General features: G+C 50.1%; 12 protein-coding genes. 5 read left to right on the top strand and 7 right to left on the bottom strand.

Annotated features, from left to right (window positions below; translation table 11 throughout):
* Nucleotides 1-156: 156 nt before the first annotated feature.
* The gene (locus tag M2277_RS11130; RefSeq protein ID WP_006208042.1) at nt 157-1,662 is read right to left on the bottom strand and encodes an HD-GYP domain-containing protein; all 1,506 of its coding nucleotides are present in this window, start codon (nt 1,660-1,662) and stop codon (nt 157-159) included.
* 655 nt (nt 1,663-2,317) lie between these two features.
* Here M2277_RS11130 and M2277_RS11125 point away from each other — a divergent pair.
* Nucleotides 2,318-8,197, top strand: coding sequence for a WIAG-tail domain (locus M2277_RS11125; RefSeq protein ID WP_280754770.1), 5,880 nt, complete (start codon nt 2,318-2,320; stop codon nt 8,195-8,197).
* 118 nt (nt 8,198-8,315) lie between these two features.
* On the opposite strand, the gene M2277_RS11120 is transcribed toward M2277_RS11125, so the two are convergent.
* Nucleotides 8,316-9,563 carry an MFS transporter gene (locus M2277_RS11120; protein ID WP_006208036.1) on the bottom strand — a complete coding sequence of 416 codons (1,248 nt, stop codon included), beginning with the start codon at nt 9,561-9,563 and terminating at the stop codon, nt 8,316-8,318.
* A 356-nt stretch (nt 9,564-9,919) separates the two neighbouring features.
* Here M2277_RS11120 and M2277_RS11115 point away from each other — a divergent pair, with 356 nt between their 5' ends.
* Both M2277_RS11115 and M2277_RS11110 read left to right on the top strand, forming a co-directional pair.
* Complete coding sequence (locus M2277_RS11115; protein ID WP_006208035.1) at nt 9,920-10,438, top strand: sigma-70 family RNA polymerase sigma factor; 519 nt, start codon at nt 9,920-9,922, stop codon at nt 10,436-10,438.
* Nucleotides 10,435-11,283 (top strand): hypothetical protein, encoded by an 849-nt coding sequence (locus M2277_RS11110; RefSeq protein WP_280754769.1) that lies wholly within the window; start codon nt 10,435-10,437, stop codon nt 11,281-11,283. Before M2277_RS11115 ends, M2277_RS11110 begins: the two co-directional genes overlap by 4 nt.
* Nucleotides 11,284-11,635: 352 nt before the next feature.
* Here the strand turns inward: M2277_RS11110 and M2277_RS11105 are convergent, their stop codons facing one another.
* The 3 genes from M2277_RS11105 to M2277_RS11095 all read right to left on the bottom strand — a co-directional run bounded on the left by M2277_RS11105 (nt 11,636) and on the right by M2277_RS11095 (nt 16,976).
* Nucleotides 11,636-12,697: an NAD(P)-dependent alcohol dehydrogenase gene (locus M2277_RS11105; protein WP_280754768.1), complete on the bottom strand. Its 1,062-nt coding sequence runs from the start codon at nt 12,695-12,697 to the stop codon at nt 11,636-11,638.
* A 39-nt stretch (nt 12,698-12,736) separates the two neighbouring features.
* Entirely contained in the window at nt 12,737-14,413 is a 1,677-nt protein-coding gene (locus M2277_RS11100; protein WP_280754767.1) for a glycoside hydrolase family 13 protein, read from the bottom strand.
* A 310-nt stretch (nt 14,414-14,723) separates the two neighbouring features.
* Nucleotides 14,724-16,976 carry an ATP-binding cassette domain-containing protein gene (locus M2277_RS11095; RefSeq protein ID WP_280754766.1) on the bottom strand — a complete coding sequence of 751 codons (2,253 nt, stop codon included), beginning with the start codon at nt 16,974-16,976 and terminating at the stop codon, nt 14,724-14,726.
* Between the two features lie 291 nt (nt 16,977-17,267).
* On the opposite strand from M2277_RS11095, the gene M2277_RS11090 reads away from it, so the two are divergent.
* Both M2277_RS11090 and M2277_RS11085 read left to right on the top strand, forming a co-directional pair.
* The gene (locus M2277_RS11090) at nt 17,268-17,843 is read left to right on the top strand and encodes a 5' nucleotidase, NT5C type (protein WP_006208029.1); all 576 of its coding nucleotides are present in this window, start codon (nt 17,268-17,270) and stop codon (nt 17,841-17,843) included.
* Nucleotides 17,840-18,070, top strand: a complete 231-nt coding sequence (locus M2277_RS11085; protein ID WP_006208028.1) for a hypothetical protein — start codon at nt 17,840-17,842, stop codon at nt 18,068-18,070. Before M2277_RS11090 ends, M2277_RS11085 begins: the two co-directional genes overlap by 4 nt.
* Before the next feature lie 46 nt (nt 18,071-18,116).
* Here the strand turns inward: M2277_RS11085 and M2277_RS11080 are convergent, their stop codons facing one another.
* Together M2277_RS11080 and M2277_RS11075 are read right to left on the bottom strand one after the other, a co-directional pair.
* On the bottom strand, nt 18,117-18,272 hold the full coding sequence (locus tag M2277_RS11080; protein ID WP_006208027.1) for a hypothetical protein: 156 nt from the start codon (nt 18,270-18,272) through the stop codon (nt 18,117-18,119).
* Nucleotides 18,273-18,381: 109 nt separating this feature from the next.
* A complete protein-coding gene (locus M2277_RS11075) occupies nt 18,382-18,657 on the bottom strand; it encodes a phage holin family protein (protein WP_006208025.1) in 276 nt (91 codons plus the stop codon).
* Between the last annotated feature and the right edge of the window lie 256 nt (nt 18,658-18,913).

Here is an 18,913-nt window from a genome sequence, read left to right as displayed (position 1 = left end):
CGCAAAAACACCTCCAAGGTTGTCTCCATATCTTACGACATGGTTGCATTCTCTTGAAGGTGTTTTAATTTGTCTCACGCTATGGGGTCAGTCCCACAGGTAACGGTCTCCTTTTTTAGAAGCAACGAAAACAAGTCTTGCATTCGCCGCTTGCCCTTAACGGATTGAAATAACCTTCTTCTCCGTTTTCATATATTTAACGAACATGCCCGCATAATCAGGATCCCACTGGGTTCCCCTGCCAGCCTCCAGTATGTTCAAGGCATCCACGGACTTCATGCCGCTGCGGTACGGTCGATCAGAGGTCATCGCATCATAAGCATCAGCCACCGCAATGATCCGGCCAAACAGCGGGATTTCTTTCCCCTTCAGCCCGTCAGGGTAACCGGCTCCGTCGTACCGCTCGTGATGGGAACGCACCCCTTCCAAATAAGGGGCCATGGCGTCAGCCGGCTCGATCTGCAGCAGAATGTTCTCTCCTTGTGCCGGATGGGCTTTCACTTGATCGAATTCCTCTGCCGTCAGCTTTCCTTCCTTCAACAGAATATTGTCGCGGACCCCGATTTTTCCGATATCATGCAGCAGTGCCGTCTTATGCAGGATATCGACCTCCTTTTCGCTCAAACCAGCCAGACGGCCGATTAACACCGAATATTCCGCTACCCGAAGCGAATGTCCCGCCGTATAGGGGTCTCTTGCATCAAGCGCCGCTGCCAAGGCGGCAAAATAGCTGTCCAACAGCTTGCGGTTTCGCTCTTCCCGCACCTGAAGCCCTCGAACCATCATATTAAACCCTGCAATCAAGTTGGAAAATTCATCGGAATACAGATTGGAGGTCTGAATGAGGCGGCCTTCCTTAATCTCATTCATTGCCCTATACAACTGCCGGATCGGGCGCTGTAAATCCTGAGTCAACAGCCAGGCGCCAACATAAGCAAAGCCTACGCCCAGCAGCAAAATGAATCCTGCCCATCCCCAGTACTGCTGGGCTATGATCTGACTGAGCCCCTCCAGCCGAATCTGGACCGCGAGACTGAACAGAAACAAGGGAAAGGTACCGATCAGCATCGTACTCAGCAGAAATTTGGTTCGAATTGCCATGAATACATGGCCTTCCAATGAAAAATCCACACCATAACGAGACAACGCCTGCCGCCTGATCTCCTTGATTAACGGACGGATTGCAGCTATCGTCAGAAAAAATTCAATCATTGCATGACAGCTGGCAAGGAGAATAGCTCCAAGACAAGCCAGCCATATGTAAAAAGGGGGAAAGTTCAGCTTCCCCTGCTCCATCATCCAAACAGTAAGTACTATGGCCGGAAGGGATAAACCCAATAAATGAGGACCGAATATACGATATACTGCCATTCGCGGCATCCGATGAACGCTCAAATATGCTTTTTCCAACACTTCCAGATCGATGTTGTCTTCATCAAATCCCGCATGAATCGGTCGTAAGTGCCTAAGAAAAATTGTCAGCTCTGATGCAATCATAACCATAAACGAAATAGCGAGAATGATCATAAGACGTGCGCCTTCCTCGAACGGGATGTCCAAGGTCGTAACCATCAATACGCCACCCACAACAAGCACAGCTGCAGAGGACCCAATCATATAGTTCCGGATGAGCTGCTTAAGAAAAGACTTATACAGTTGCATGGTACGCCTACTTTCGTTGACAGATAATAAATATCGGCGAGGCATATTCATTGTAAATCAGAACTTATTCGACATTATGCTACAATTTTAAGAGGGCATCAGCGGAATTTGCAAGAAAAATTTGTTAATATGAATATCGTTGGAAATCGGAAAAAAATCAAGCGCTTTTACACAACATTCTAATACATGTTTGAATATCTTTGCTTATTAGAACATACTATGATATAATAAGTAATTGTTACATGAAGTTTAACCCCGTTAGTTCCTCGAAACATGGTTATTTACATCTCTGTTGAAGTGAAAATTCCTATTTTAATGACCCTAAGAGTAAGAGTTTTATGGAACGTTTTTCTGATTCACACTGGAGCGGTCATCGGAGCCGCAAGGACGAAAGAGAGGCAGGGCTTTTGTTGTTTTAGAATGATTCTTGAAGAAACTTCAAATACGGAACCAACTGTGCAGCCAGCCCATACTGGCCGTCAGGGGTTAAATTTTATATGCGCATTTAGCGCCAAATCAAGGACTCGGCCTTTGCCGGGTCCTTTTCCATGCCTCCCTTCGCACGCCCTTTTCGAATACCGAAAGACAGTGACAGCCGCCTAAACGGCTGCATATGATACCGAAGACGATCAGTATTCGGAAGGAGCGTGTTATTTTGAAAAAAAAGAAGAAAAGCGCTGTGTTTTCAACTGCCCAGTCCTACATGATAGATCCCAATACAAGAGAGCTTGACCTGCTGGAGCGCACGAAAGAGCACAGTCACCATAAGGAAACCGACAGAGAGGCCCACATTCTATCATCGGCTCCTGTTGCGGATCTGGAAGAGAATGCCGTTGGCATTAGCGAATTGCAGCAAACGAACGAAACCATGGACGAAGACATAATCAACCAGGTTATATCGGACCAAAATTCCCTTTTGCAAACTGCCCCAGATTCAGATTCGACCAATGAAACCCCTGCCTTCGATCTAGCATCACAAGCTGTCGATTCCAGCAATCCTGCTGCTTCGGATGTCGATCTCAGTTCTCCTGCAGTATCGGATGCCGAGCAAGTGCAGCTCATAACGGAAAAAGAAATGCCAGGAATCAAAGGAGCATTCATATTCACTGAAGATATTGGTGAATTTGCCATAACCGAAAACCGGATCGCTTCCAAAGCGGTCACAGCATCCAAACTGGCGCGCGCATCGGTGGGTCCCGAAGCCATCCAGGACCATAGCGTTACCAGCCTTCACCTGGCCGACGAAGCGGTGACCTCGGGTAAAATCGCGCCATTATCGGTCACGGGAGATCATCTGATGGATGGTATCTTATCCACGCGCAAGCTTCGGGACGGCTCTGTGAATGCCAGTAAAATCAAGGATAGCAGCATCACTTCACAGAAGCTGGCAGACCACGCTGTGACTGGCGATAAAATCGCGGATGGTGCCATATCTGCCCGTCACCTTGAGCAGCTTCTCATTACAACCGAACTGCTTGATAACCAAGCGGTTCACGGGGACAAAATCGCATCAAGCGCCGTGGAAACGCGCCATCTCGCGAATGAGACCGTGCACAACTCCAAGCTGGCCGACCTTGCGGTTACCTCTTCCAAAATCCGTGACGGTGCCGTCACCGGAAATAAAATTGCCAACGATGCCGTAAGTGGTTCCCACATCCTGCCGCAGAGCGTTGACAGTGAGCATCTGGCGAAGAAGGCCGTCACAGAAAAGCATATCGCACTCGGCAGCATTGGATCAGAGCAAATCGCGACTGGAGCTGTTAACGCTGCACATATCAAAGAAGGTTCGTTGAACGCCCGCCATCTGGAGGATGGAGCCATTGGATCAGAGCAAATCCAGCCGGGTGCCATAGGACCGGTCCAAATCAATAAAAACGCTGTATCCGCCCACCATCTGGCCGATTTCAGCGTAACCAGCTCCAAGCTCGCCGATCAGTCTGTTCATACGGCAAAGCTGGTTGAGCAAGCCGTTACGGCTTCGAAAATCGCAGATCAGAGCATTCTCCCGCACAAAATCGCCAATGAGGCTGTTCAAACGCGCCATCTGGCCAAGGGAGCTGTGGAATCCAGCCAAATTGCAGCAGCGGCTGTTCAAACCGAGCATTTTGCTGCACAGGCAGTGAATGCAGAGCATATTGCAAAGGGCAGTATCCTACCTCAGCATTTGGCTCCTCAAAGCGTGCCTGGCACTGCCATTCAGTCCAAAACGATAACGGACCAGCATCTGGCTGACGGAGCTATCGGGAAACGGCATCTTCAGGCCGCATCCGTCGAAGAAGATACGCTGGCACCCGAGAGCGTAACCAGCCAAAAGCTCGCGCTAGGTTCGGTTGGCGGGGCCATTATTGCACAGGATGGCGTGACCTCCAGCAATATTGCCAGCCAATCGATACAGCAGCAGCACTTGGCCGTAGGCAGCGTAGGTACGAGAGCCTTGCAAGAAGGGGCCGTTCACGAGTCCCACCTGGCTGAGAGTTCCATTGCAAGCCGTCATCTGCAGAAGGAAAGCGTACGGACAGAATCGCTCGGATTCGGCTCCGTAACGACAGATAAAATCGCGGCTGGCAGCATTCTGGAGTCCTCCATCGGCGATGGAGTTATTGCGCCTCGGCATTTGGGTGACCATGCAGTAACTTCTCTGAAGCTGTCTCCGGAAAGTGTATCCACGGATAAACTGACCGACCTTGCCGTAACGACATCCAAGCTTGCCGAGGGCAGCGTATCTGCTGGAAAAATTGCAGCACAAGCGGTTCAACCCATTCATCTGTCGCCTGATGCTGTAACCGCGGAAGCGATTCAGAATCAGGCCGTAACCTCAGATAAGATTGCACCGCAAGCCGTAGAGGGCGCCCATCTGGGACTGGAAACCATCTTGGGTAAACACATTGTGCAGGAAGCCATTCATGGTTATCACTTGAAAAAGAAATCCGTCACCTTAAGCCATCTGGCCGACGAAAGCCGTTCTGCAGAAGTGTTATTTGCCGATGCCAGCATTCCGGGCACTAAGCTTGAGTCACAGTCCATTACAGAAAACCACCTCTCGCCTTCATCGGTCTCGGGTACAACACTGCAAGCACATGCCGTGAGTGGCGACAAAATCAAGCCTCTCTCCATCTCTGCTGTTCATCTGCAGGAGGCGAGTGTCCAGTCGGATCATCTGGGTGTGGAGATAATCAAGACCCAGCATATTGACGAGGACTCTGTGACCGATCGCCATATTGCTTCCGGCTCCATCAACGCTGGGCATATTCAAGATGAGAGCATTGAGTCCGCGCATCTCACGAGAGGCGCTGTTCTCTCAGAGCATATTGCCGGAGAATCGATTGATGGCGGGCATCTCACCGAGGGTGCTGTTGGCTCCAGACATGTGGAATTGTTCTCGATTCAGAGCAATCACTTGGCTCCGTATTCCATCAACTCTGCACATCTTGGAAATCAGTCCGTCAGTCATGTCCACCTGCAGCCAGACAGCGTTGGAGTTGATCAATTGCAGCCAGGTGCTGTTAAATCTCGGCAGCTGGCCGAAGGCGCTGTTCTTCCGCATCACCTGCAAACCCATTGCATCGGTTCGCAGCATATCGAAGCTGGTGCGATCACAACAGAACTTCTGCAGGATGGCGGAATAACAGGAAGCAAGATTGCAGAGGCTTCCATCACCGGGGTACATGTTGCCGATGGCTCTCTTACTGGTACTCAAATTGCCAATAGTTCCCTTACCGGCGCTCAAATCGCTGACAGCTCCATCGGCAGCAGACATCTCGGCCCTAATGCCTTCGATAACTTCGTATTAGACGAAGGTTCTGTGACTGGGGACAAAATTGCGAAGGCTTCTATCACTGGGGCGCATGTGGCCGATGGCTCTCTTACTGGCACTCAAATTGCCAATAGCTCCCTGACAGGTGATCAAATCGCTGACGGCTCCATCGGCAGCAGACATCTCGGCCCCGATGCTTTCGATAACTTCACCTTATTCGAGGGCTCGATTTCGGGAGAGCATATTGCTGCTGGCTCCCTTACCGGCGATAAAATTGCAGAGGTTTCCATATCGGCTGCGCATGTTGTCGATGGCTCCCTTACTGGCACTCAAATTGCCGATGGGTCCATTACCGGCACTCAAATCGCTGATGGCTCCATCGCCAGCCAACACCTGGGTCCCGATGCCTTCGATAACTTCGTATTAGACGAAGGTTCTGTGACTGGCGACAAAATCGCCAAAGCTTCTATCACTGGGGCGCATGTGGCCGATGGCTCTCTTACTGGCACTCAAATTGCCAATAGTTCCCTGACGGGTGATCAAATCGCTGATGGCTCCATCGGCAGCAGACATCTCGGCCCTGATGCCTTCGATAACCTCACCTTAGTCGATGGTTCGGTCACTGGGGACAAAATCGCAGAGGCTACTATTACTGGGGTGCATGTGGCCGATGGCTCTCTTACTGGCACTCAAATTGCCAATAGCTCCCTGACAGGTGATCAAATCGCTGACGGCTCCATCGGCAGCAGACATCTCGGCCCCGATGCTTTCGATAACTTCACCTTATTCGAGGGCTCGATTTCGGGAGAGCATATTGCTGCTGGCTCCCTTACCGGCGATAAAATTGCAGAGGTTTCCATATCGGCTGCGCATGTTGTCGATGGCTCCCTTACTGGCACTCAAATTGCCGATGGGTCCATTACCGGCACTCAAATCGCTGATGGCTCCATCGCCAGCCAACACCTGAGTCCCGATGCCTTCGATAACCTCACCTTAGTCGATGGTTCGGTCACTGGGGACAAAATCGCAAAGGCTTCTATTACTGGAGAGCATATTGCCGATGGCTCCCTATCCGGCAGCCAAATCGCGGGCGGTTCCTTGACTGGTTATCAAATTGCTGATGGCTCCATTGAAAGCCGCCATCTCGGCCCTGATGCCTTCGATAACCTAACCTTAGTCGACGGTTCGGTCACTGGGGACAAAATTGCAGAGGCTTCTATTACTGGAGAGCATATCGCTGTTGGCTCCATAGCCAGCCAACATCTGGGTCCCGATGCCTTCGACAACTTCACCTTATACGAGGGCTCGATTTCGGGAGAGCATATTGCTGATGGCTCCCTTACCGGCACTCAAATCGCTGATGGTTCCATTGAAAGCCGCCATCTTGGCCCTGATGCCTTCGACAACTTCACCTTAGTCGATGGTTCGATCACTGGGGACAAAATCGCAGAGGCTTCTATTACTGGAGAGCATATTGCCGAGGGCTCCCTGACAGGTAATAAAATTGCCGATAGTTCCATTGAAAGCCGCCATCTCGGCCCTGATGCCTTCGACCACTTCACATTAGTCGATGGTTCGGTCACTGGGGACAAAATTGCGGCGGCTTCTATTACTGGAGAGCATATCGCTGATGGCTCCATCGCCAGCCAACATCTGGGTCCCGATGCCTTCGACAACTTCACCTTAGTCGATGGTTCGATCACTGGGGACAAAATTGCGGCGGCTTCTATTACTGGAGAGCATATTGCCGATGGCTCCATAGCCAGCCAACATCTGGGTCCCGATGCCTTTGATAACTTCACCTTAGTCGATGGTTCGATCACTGGGGACAAAATCGCAGAGGCTTCTATTACTGGAGAGCATATCGCCGATGGCTCCCTATACGGCATCCAGATTGCCGATGGTTCTCTTTCCGGCACTCATATAGCCGATGGCTCCCTTACCGGTTCTCAGATTGCCGATGGTTCCATCGAGAGCCGTCATCTCGCTCCCGATGCCTTCGACAACTTCACCTTAAACGAAGGCTCGATCACGGGCGACAAAATCGCAGAGGCTTCTATTACAGGAGAGCATGTGGCTGAGGGCTCCCTATCCGGTATCCAAATCGCCGATGGCTCCCTTACTGGCACTCAGATTGCCGATGGTTCCATCGAGAGCCGTCATCTCGCTCCCGATGCCTTCGACAACTTCACCTTAAACGAATGCTCGATCACGGGCGATAAAATTGCAGAGGCCACTATTACAGGAGAGCATATCGCCGATGGCTCCCTATCCGGCATCCAAATTGCCGACGGCTCCCTTACCGGCACTCAAATCGCCGAGGGCTCTATCGACAGCCGCCATCTCAGCCCGGATGTCTTCAGCAACTTCACCATAGACGAAGGATCAATCACTGGGGACAAAATCGCAGAGGCTTCCATCACAGGAGCACATGTTGCCGATGGAACGATTACCGGACAACAGCTGGCTGAGGGTACTATCACGACAGAACACTTGGACTTTACTCCAATACGCGGCATAGCTGGACAGCCGAAGCTGCAGCAATTCGGAATGACTCCTTTCGTGTTTGGAGCTGATGCACTGACCGAGGTAACCGTCCAGTTCGATGAGCCCTTTGCCGGAATTAATTATGTCATAGTAGGGATGAGCAACAATCCGGGCTTCCAGATCTCCTTGAAGTCCCAGCGCGAGAACAGCGCCGTCTTGGAAGTGATCCGTCAGCAAAACTGCAATCTTGCCTACGGCTTCATGTCCTGGATTGCCATCGGTCCTTCCCTGTAACCTCCACACCAATTCAAGGAGGCTCTCCCGCAGCATCCAACGGGAGAGCCTCCTATTTCAGTGACCAGATTGTTCAAGGATGCAAAAAAAGACGAGTTTTAAGCTCGTCTTTTTTCCATTAATTCAGAGATGAATCTGTGCGGAGCCCCTCACCTATTTCCGGTAATCTCGAACGTATCCGCAAGGCATAACAGCCCGAAATGAACATAATCGCAGCTGCAATGATATACGTAGCCCGCACACCGAATTGGTCGGTAATGAAGCCGAACAGCAGTGTGGACACGCCGAATACCAGCGATATCAGAGCACTTTGAGCCGCATACACTTTGGGCAGCAATCGAACGGACACACTTCGCTGCAGGGTGGTTTGTAGCGAAACAGCCTTCAATTGTTCGAACATACCAAAGCCGGCCGAGAACACGAGTGCCAACCAGGGCAACGAGGTAAGTCCGAAGCCGAACGTCATGAAGCTGATGCCAAAGGAAGAGATAATTACAAACTGACGGATGTTGCGGTCAATCACCTCCGCAGCTCTCATTCCAAACAGTCCGCCAAGCATGAGCCCGAGGAAGAAGCTTGCATTGATGTAACCCCACCACGCCTCTTCCCTATGCAGCACCTCCGCTACATATACATAGATGATAGCCGCAATCCAGATCACACCCGCAATCGTCTCCAGCACAAAAATCACATGGATCGCCCGGAGTGAGGGCTCCCTCCAAATAAGTATCCACCCTTCTTGGATCGAACTCCAATGCGATACTCCGGATTTTTCCTTCTGCCCTTGGGTTGTTTCATGCTGATCCTCGATCAGCCTCATGAAAATAGCGGCGGCTGCAGCCAGAACAAAGGTAACCCATATCACATTGCTGCCCCCAAGGGCTGCCACCAGCAGTCCTCCTACGGCCCATCCGCCCAGTTGAATCATCTGATCGACAAGCGCTATGAAGCTGTTCGCTTTCGTTAACTCGCTGGTATCCACGAGACGCGGCAGCATGGCATGGCTTGCAGGCGCAGCCCAGCCATCAAGCAATGAGATGAGGAATACGAATCCGAGAATGGCGTAGACCGTCATCTCCTGCTCACCCAGCGCATAGTCGGTCATGATCAATAGAAATAACATGGCCGTTTTTCCAATTTGAGACGAAGCAAGCAGCGACTTGAGATTGTATTTATCCATTAAAATGGGCGCAAAGCTCCCGCTTATAAACCGTGCCATCGTTGTGGCAAAAGGAATCAACGCCATAAACATGGCAGATCCTGTTATCCCATGAACGATAGCCATCAAACCGACAATATAAAATAAATCGCCGCTGTTGGCGAGTGCCTGACCCACCCAGAGATAACGAAAAGATTTCCTCTTCATCTTTCTACCCCAATTCTGTATTTAGTTGTGTTGGTTAGGGTAGAAAAACCTACATACTCTGGCCTCCAGACATTTTATATGCTTAATATAGTAACATCATTAAAGACTCCTGTTAAGGTAATGGCTTATTTTTCAGACCCTCCCTTTCCCTGCCGGTATCAGCTTTTGATGACCCTGATTTTACTGGTACATCTCCCCATTCGCCTATTTTTTGTCCCAAGCTAAAACTATTTGCCCGGCTCCAAGGTCTAATGATCAGTCAAGCGCACTCAAGTACTTGAGATGATCCAAGCCAGCCAATGAATAGATCAAACGAATTCGTGCAATGACATTAATACTAGTGCTAGTAGTTAGGGGTGAGTGAACTGAGAGCGAAAGAATCGCAGCAAAAACAGTTCAGCGAAAATATTGAGAAATGCAGAAACAAGTTATATCGGGTGGCCTATTGCTATGTCAAAAACGAGCAAGAGGCGCTGGATATCGTATCGGAGGCGACCTATAAGGGGTACCTCGCATATGAGCGGATGAATACGCCGCAGTACTTTGATTCCTGGATGACCCGAATTGTCATTAACGCTGCCATCGACCATCTCGGTCGTAAAAAACGGGTTACCTATATGGAAGACCACGCTCAAGACTATGCAGCTGCCGAGCATGCCGTGCCACTGGAAGAAAAACTGGATTTATATGATGCGCTGGACAGACTGATGCCAGAAGAAAAAACCTATATCATTCTGAAATTTTTTGAGGATCTGCGCTTTCGAGAAATGGCGGATGTGCTGTCATTATCCGAGAACACCGTCAAGACCAAGTTCTACCGCACTATCGGTAAATTAAAAACGTATCTAATCGAGGGAGAGGTCGATCGTCTATGACAGGAAAAGAACGCTATGAACACATTGAAATCCCAGCCCAGCTTGCCAGCGTTATGGAATCGGCTCAGAGAAAAGCAGCCGCACGTAAAAGATCCATGCGAATGATGAGGTACTCTTCCGTTGTTGCAGCAGCCGTTGCCCTGCTCTTCGTGATAAATATTCCGACGGTGGCTAATGCCCTATCCAAAGTACCCGTAGTGGGCAGCATCGTTCAGGTGCTCCAATTCGGAGGCGGAGGCGAAGTCACAGACGGTGTTACCGTGGGAACGGAAGCTTCCGAGGATGTGTTCAAGATTCATTTTGACCAGGAGGGCCAGTCCGTTTCCAGCGTACCTGCCTACACTGTGGATCACCGTGATGCGCCAAACCGTCTGATCTTTACGTTCAACGGGGTTCGAAACTTTGATTACGAAACCATCAAAAAAGATATGCTGGCGCTCCCGCTCGTGAAGGATGTCTATGAAAACGTCATTTTGGATGATTCGGCCATGCGATTTGTTGTTGAACTGAAGGATGGCGTGAAACATACCGTTTCCGAATATAAAGATCCTGGGTATATCGAGCTGAAGCTCACTTCTACCGGCGAGCCGGTAACACCGCAAGAGGTCTTCTACATTCGCAGTGAAGAGATGCCGCAAGGGGAATCCCTCGCTATCCTTGAAGAGATTTATATTGAAGACGATGTGACTTTCATCAAGACCGCCAGCAGCAACTTCATTGCGGTCATTGGCGAATTTGATACCCGTGAAGAAGCCGAGCAGAAGCTCAGCGAAATCTCGGCTCGTGAGAGCTACGGCGATGATCTCCGCATCGACAGCTGGATGAGCAATGAACGCCCGGACTAATCCGGATTATCAAAAAAGCACCGCTCCGACAAATGTTGGAGCGGTGCTTTTTATAGGATTCGACTTCGCTCTTTAGCGTTATGAACGCGTCAGACCCGGAAGCGACTCTCCGGCTGCAGGGGCAGAGCTTCCACACGCGCGGTGTTCGGATATTTGATTCCCGCTCCGGTGTTCAGCACCACCACGGTACAGCCGCTCCAAATCATATTTGCCAGCCTCCCGTTCATGTCGTCTATTTATTATTTCAGGATATTCCGACTTTTTAACTATTTACAACAGTTTCTTATGCATACAAAAAAGCAAGGCTCCTTCCCGGAGCCCTGCTCATTCTTTCGAAAAATTCAGCTGAATATTATGCGGTTGGATGAGGATAGATCATGACTTTTACACTGGTTTCCTTCTGCGTTCTGGCTAGCTCGACGGCTTCCTCAATCTGATCCAACGAAAACCGATGGGTGATGATGTCCCGTATGCGGCTGTCCTTGTTCTGCAGCATCTGAATGGCGGCCGGATAAGTGTTCGCGTAGCGGAACACCCCGAATACATCCAGTTCGGCATCAACCAAAGCGCCAATGTCCATCGGAATGGCATCGCGTGTCGGCAGGCCTACAAATACAATCCGCCCCCCGCGATTCACGTAACCGATCGAATTCGAGATGGCACCGGCATTACCGGATGTTTCAATGATAAGATCAATCCCTTGGCCGCCCGTAAGTTCGTACAAGCGGTCGGTAACGTCCTCCTCCAGTGGATTGATCACGCCGGAAGCTCCCATCTGAAGGGCCAGATTACGACGGTATTCAACGACGTCGCTGCCATACACCTGAGAGGCCCCGGACATTTTGGCGGCTTCGAGAGCCAGCAAACCGATCGGTCCCAGCCCGAGCACAAACACTCGATCCTCCGGGCGGATACGCCCGCGGCGGACGGCATGGAGGCCTACGGACAGCGGCTCAAGCAAAGCGCCCTCTTCAAAGGACATCTCATCCGGCAGACGGAACAGAAAATCGCTGCGAACCGCCACGTATTCTGCCCAAGCCCCATCCACCGGAGGCGTGGCCATAAATACAACATCCGGACACAGGTTGTAGCGCCCGCTCTTACAATAGGAGCAGCGCCCGCATGTGACACCCGGCTCTACGGCCACACGGTCGCCGACGGCCACGTTTGTCACCTTTTCTCCTGTTTTTACAACAACTCCTGCAAGCTCATGTCCCAGAATCAACGGTTCTTTGACCTCATACCTGCCTATTCGTCCGTGCTCATAGTAATGCACATCCGAACCGCAAATGCCAATGCAATAAACCTGAATCAAGGCCTCATCCGGCTTCGGCTCCGGAATAGGGACCTGCTTCACCCCAATGGATAAAGGGCGATCAAGAACCGCTGCAGACATCATGTTAAGTTGTGACAAACTGCATTCACCTCTAATCTCAAGAAATCGCTTTCTTACTTAGTTTACACGATAAACTATCGCTTCATAAGGCTTTAGAGTGAATTGATTCAAACTTCGGTCAGAACGATCATAATTCGAGAGTACAACTTCCGGAAGAAGGTCACGCCATTCCGCTGGAAACTGAAAATCTGTCGTTCTGCCATAAAAGTTCAGCACGATCAGATAGCTTTCCTTCCCTAAGGTTCTGGAATAAGCGAATATTTCCGGATGCTCCTGAAGTAAAGCCTGATATTTACCGTAGATCAGCACTTCACTGGATTTGCGCAGACGAATCAATGCTTTATAGTAATTCAAAATGGAATCAGGATCCGTTAGCTGCTGCTCCACATTGATCTCGTGATAATTCGGATTGGAGCGGATCCAGGGCACAACGGTTGAGAAGCCGCCATAGAGCGTGTCATCCCACTGCATCGGCGTCCTTGCATTGTCCCGAGCCCGGTAAGCTATTCTGCGCATCGTCTCGGATACATCCTTCCCGTCAAGAAGCCGCTCTCGATAGTAATTGTAAATCTCGACATCCCTGTAATCACTCAGCTCGGCAAACTCCACATTCGTCATCCCGATTTCCTGCCCCTGGTAAATAAACGGCGTTCCCTGCATTAGCATAAAAAAGGTCGCCAGCATCTTGGACGATTCCTTGTGATAATGAACCGGATCGCCAAAGCGGGATACCGAGCGCGGTTGATCATGGTTTTCCAAATACAGGGCATTCCAGCCTACGCCCTCCAGACCGGTCTGCCATTTGTTCATGATGCGCTTCCATTCAGCCAAATCCCAGGTTGCATAATCCCAACGTCCTTCAGGACCAAAATCCAGATTGACGTGCTCAAACTGAAAAATCATGTTCAATGCTCCGCTCGTTTCCCCGATCCAGCGATCTGCTTCAGTTATCGGTATCCCGCTTGCTTCGCCAACCGTCATGATATCGTAGTCTGCAAAAGCTTCCCGTTTAAATTGCTGGAGAAACTCATGGATTCCCTCAATATTCCGGTGACCCGGGTTGGAGTCCACGTAACGGAGATTGTTCGAGTTTGGCATATCCGGTAATCCCGGAAGCTTCTTAATATGGGTAATCGCATCCACCCGAAAACCATCGATCCCTTTATCCAGCCACCAACGGATCATGCGAACCAGGTCATGCCTGACCATTGGATTCTCCATGTTTAAATCGGGCTGCTTTTTGGAATAGAGGTGGAGGTAATACTGCTCCGTATGTGCGTCATACTCCCAAGCGGAACCTGTAAACACCGACTCCCAGTTGTTTGGCTCCGCCCCGTTCCTGGCATCCCGCCAGATATAATAATCACGCTTCGGATTGCCACGGGAGGAACGGGACTCTATAAACCACGGATGCTCATCCGAGGTATGGTTGATGACAAGATCCATAATAATACGCATGCCCCGCTTATGGATTTCTGTCATCAGCAGATCAAAGTCGGCCATCGACCCGAACTCCGTCATAATGTCCTGATAATCGCTGATATCATAACCGTTGTCGTCGTTAGAGGATCGATAGATGGGACAGATCCAGATGATATCAATCCCTAGATCCTTCAAGTAATCCAGACGGGACATAACCCCTTGCAAATCTCCGATGCCGTCTCCGTTTGAATCCATGAAACTGCGCGGATAAATTTCATAGGCAACGGCTTCCTTCCACCATACTTTATGCATTGTTGTATCCCCCGTTTAAATAAAGCTCATAGCGCTAATTCTATTTGGATAAGCTGCTTCGTGGACCCATAATCAGACTGCCTGCGCGCATCTGGAAAAGACTAGCCCACCTGCCTTTTCCTGCAGGCTGATGCAACATACAGTATTGCCTTATAGGGTATCTTATAAGCCTAAGAACCATAGAATGGCTGGACCACGGGGAAACGGGGTCCAGCCATTCTATGGTTTACACTGCGGCTTCCTCCAAGTCCCTATTAGGGACTTGCACCGCTATAACAACGCGCCACTTCCTTGACGCGACTTCGTCCAGTTATCCCTTCACATACTTTCCCGTCAAGGAATGTTCCGCTGTAATCAGCTCAGCAGGGGTTCCCTCAAACACCACCCGGCCTCCTCCACTGCCGCCCTCCGGTCCAAGGTCTATGATCCAATCCGCCTGGCGGATTACATCCAGATTATGTTCAATGACGATCACCGAGCTGCCGTTATCGACCAGTCGGTTCATCATATCAAGCAAATGTCCGACATCCGACATATGCAGCCCGGTTGTCGGCTCGTCCATAACATAGATCTTCCCCTGCTTGTGCAGCTCGCTGGCCAACTTGATGCGCTGGCATTCGCCACCGGACAGGGTGCTCAGCGGCTGTCCCAGCGTCAGGTAATGCAGGCCCACATCGTTCAGAGTCGCCAGACGCTGCCTGATCTCTTTTTTCTCGAAAAAATCGAGCGCCTGCAGCACCGTCATGTCCAGCACGTCCGTAATCATTTTTCCATGGAGTTTATACTCCAGCACGTCATCCTTAAAGCGCCTGCCGTCACAGGTGTCGCACAGAGTCTTGATGCCTTCCATAAACGCCAGGTCGGTGTAAATGAAACCGAGTCCGTGGCAGTCGGTGCATGCCCCTTTTGAATTGAAGCTGAACAAGGACGGACTCTGATGGTTAGCCTTGGCAAACAGCCTTCGGATGTCATCCATAATACCCGTGTAGGTGGCAGGATTGGAACGAATCGAAGTGCTGACGGCAGACTGGTCGATAACAACAGCCTCAGGATGCTGGGACAGGAAGGCATGGTGAATCAGTGAACTTTTGCCGGATCCCGCTACCCCCGTTACCACTGTCAATACGCCTTCCGGAATATCCACGGTTACATTTTTCAAGTTATGCTGATTGGCATCGGTAATCCGCATCTGCCCGGTGGGCATCCGGAAATGTTCTTTCATCGGCATGCAGCGTCTCATATATTGCCCGGTTAACGTTGCCCCCTGACTATGCAGCTGCTCAACCGTACCCTCGAAGACAATTTCCCCTCCCCCGGTACCCGCATTCGGTCCCACGTCCACCACATGGTCGGCAATCCCGATCACATCACGGTCATGTTCCACCACCAGCACCGTATTGCCCTTGTCACGAAGTTTCATCAACATTCCGTTCAGACGGTGCACATCCCTTGGATGCAGACCGACACTCGGCTCATCAAAAATATACATCATATCCGTCAAACTGCTGCCCAGATGCCTGACCATCTTCACCCGCTGCGATTCTCCTCCGGACAGCGTGGTGGTCTCCCTGCTCAGCGTAAGATAGTCCAGTCCCATATCCACCAGGTGCTGCAGACGCTCCGATAAGCTTGCCACCATACCGGCGGCTACCGGGGCCGTAATCCCCATAATGACCTTTCTCAACTCTCCGATCTCCATGGCTGCACACTCGGCTATGTTATACCCATTAATTCTGCAGCTCAATGCTGCTTGGCTCAGCCGTGTTCCTTGGCATAACGGGCATGTGCCGTGCGCAATAAAGTTCTTCACGTGATTCAAGGTTCTTTCGGACAACTCGCTGCTGTCGCGCTCGATATAGAGCCGATTGAATTTCAGCACAAGACCTTCAAAGTCAGACTCCACCGGTCCTCCCTTGGACGGAAACCTCACCTTACCCTCCTTGCCGTACAGGAGAAGATTCCACTCCGCTTCGGAATAGTCGGCCAGCTTCTTGTCATTATCAAAAAAACCGGACAGCGTGTAATTCTTCAAATACCAGCTATCCACCGAAAAAATGGGAAACCGCACCGCCCCCTCATTCAAGGATTTGGTCGTATCCAGCAGTTTATTGAGATCCAGTTCCACCTTCTTGCCAATTCCCTGACATTCCGGGCACATGCCCTGCGGGTCGTTAAAAGAAAAAACATTGGAGTACCCCACAAACGGCTGCCCCACCCTGGAAAACAACAGACGGAGTATGGCATACAGATCGGTAATCGTCCCCAGCGTTGAGCGCGAATTGCCACCCAGACGCTTCTGGTCAATGACAATGGCCGTAGACAGGTTCTCGATTGCATCAACATCAGGCTGGCTATGCCGCGGGAGACGATTGCGGACAAAAGCGGTAAAGGTCTCATTGAGCAGTCTCTGAGCCTCTGAACTGATGGTATCAAACACGATCGAAGATTTGCCTGAACCGGATACCCCGGTAAACACCGTAATCTTCCGTTTTGGGATTTGCAGCGAAACATTCTTCAGATTATTCTCCCGGGCTCCACGAATCCGGATATATTCTTGCGGCATGGCGTTTCCTCCCACATCCCTGTAATACGCTAATTATAGAAGGGGAATTATGACATGTACTGTCATAATGGATGAAAGAGTTTATGATTTATCGCGATATTCCCTGGGCAAGGAAATAACAGGAAGGTTGCAGGCTATATTAATGCTATACTTAAATAGTAATGTGTCAGGATTATATAAATCCTATATTGTTCCATTTCTGATTTCGATTTGCCAATTCTGAGCTTGTCCATTACAATTACGGAAAATCATTGATTCCAGATTTCATGATTACAGGAGAGTAGTAATGATATGAGCAAAAAAATAGTAGCCATTGATATGGATGATACGATCTGCCATCTGATACCCAAGGCCATTCAGTATCACAATCTGCAGTACAAAAATCCTCAGCTTACGCTGGATCAGATTACCGATTACAACCTGAACGAGATTTGGCATCCTGAATGCTCGGAAGAATTCTTCTTCGGAAAACCGGGTTTATATGAAGAACTTGAACTTTTTGATGAATATACGATTGACGAAGTCCACAGAATGACACATGATTATGACGTCATTGTTGTAACCGCAGCCCGCCCCTCCTCGGTGCCGGAGAAGTGGAGATGGCTGCAAATGCACATGCCTTTTATTCCATTCGAGAATTTTTTCGTAGCCAAACGCAAGGATTTGGTGGAGTTCGACCTGCTTATTGATGATGGACCCCATAATGCGATTGCCGCGAGAAAAGCCGGAAAACAAACGATTCTGATTCCGCGTCCCTGGAACGCCCGCATTCAGCATGAATTTATTCTGAAGGATTCCTGGAAGGGAATGCATGAATTAGTAGACCAAATTTTATCAGATTCTAACCATCAAGGGGATATGAAATGAATACAGACCGCAATAGCCGGTACCTATCACAGGACGTCCACTTTTTTGCTGCCGCCTTATCGGAAACACTGGTTTCCGTATGGGAGGAAGATCCCGCAAGCGTTTACGTGGAGATTGAACGAGGGTATATTGAATGCTACACACCGGATGTCGTCCGCATCCGCAATGAAGAAACAGGATATCTCACTCACTACAGCCGTGACACCGCTATGTTTCAGCGGATGTAATACGATAAGAGCCGCCTCCCGGGAGGCGGCTCTTTTATGGCCCAGTTTATCTTTTCGCTGACAGGACAAGAAACAGGGTGGCGAGCGGCCCCAGCAGCAAAGACAGCAGGAACCAGTTTAATCCCGTTCTGTTTTTTCCTTGGGCCAGCCCGGCATTGATTAATGCCAGTGTCCCCCATCCGACATAAAATTCGTTATTCATGGTATTCCCTCCGTCACCGTGTTCTGTTTATCCTGATTATTACGCACGGCAGCATAGATCGTTGCAGCAAATGGAAAGGACAGGGTATGCTCCCTGCCCAAGCGAGCCCTTACTTCTTCCTTGTCGCAATGGCCTCCGCCGTCTGTTTAACGGCCTGATGTCCGAATACGGCAAATGCTCCTGCGAGTATACCCTGAATGATATTTTCTACGCTCCAGCCAATCAGGCCGGCAGTAAACAGGATGGAGACCACAATAACTACGTATACAATGCTCCAGTTCGGAACCTTAGGCGTTTGCTTCAGCACATATCCGATCACCCAGCAGGCAGCAACAACCATGAACAGCCGCGGGTCAATCAATTGAAAAATGACACTCCATTCCATCGTAAACCCACCTTCCCTATTGATCTCCTACATCCTATTCCATCAGTCTATCGACCGGCTTGTATTTATATCCTTATTCTTGTGAGCAAAATAATAGAATCAGGGGATGGCGATTAACGGCATCGATACACACGGCCCATCATGTTGCATACTCCCAAGACATACAAAAATGGCAGCTCCCGACGGACGGAAGCTGCCATAATCGATGCTTGCTCAATTCAAAAGTCCCCAATTCCAATTCTGCATTCCTGTGCGG

The sequence above is a fragment of the Paenibacillus sp. LBL genome (genome assembly GCF_029893715.1).
GTDB lineage: Bacteria > Bacillota > Bacilli > Paenibacillales > Paenibacillaceae > Paenibacillus_AQ > Paenibacillus_AQ glucanolyticus.
The sequence above is the reverse complement of the archived record's forward strand: the minus strand, read 5'-3'. Positions and strand labels throughout refer to the sequence as shown.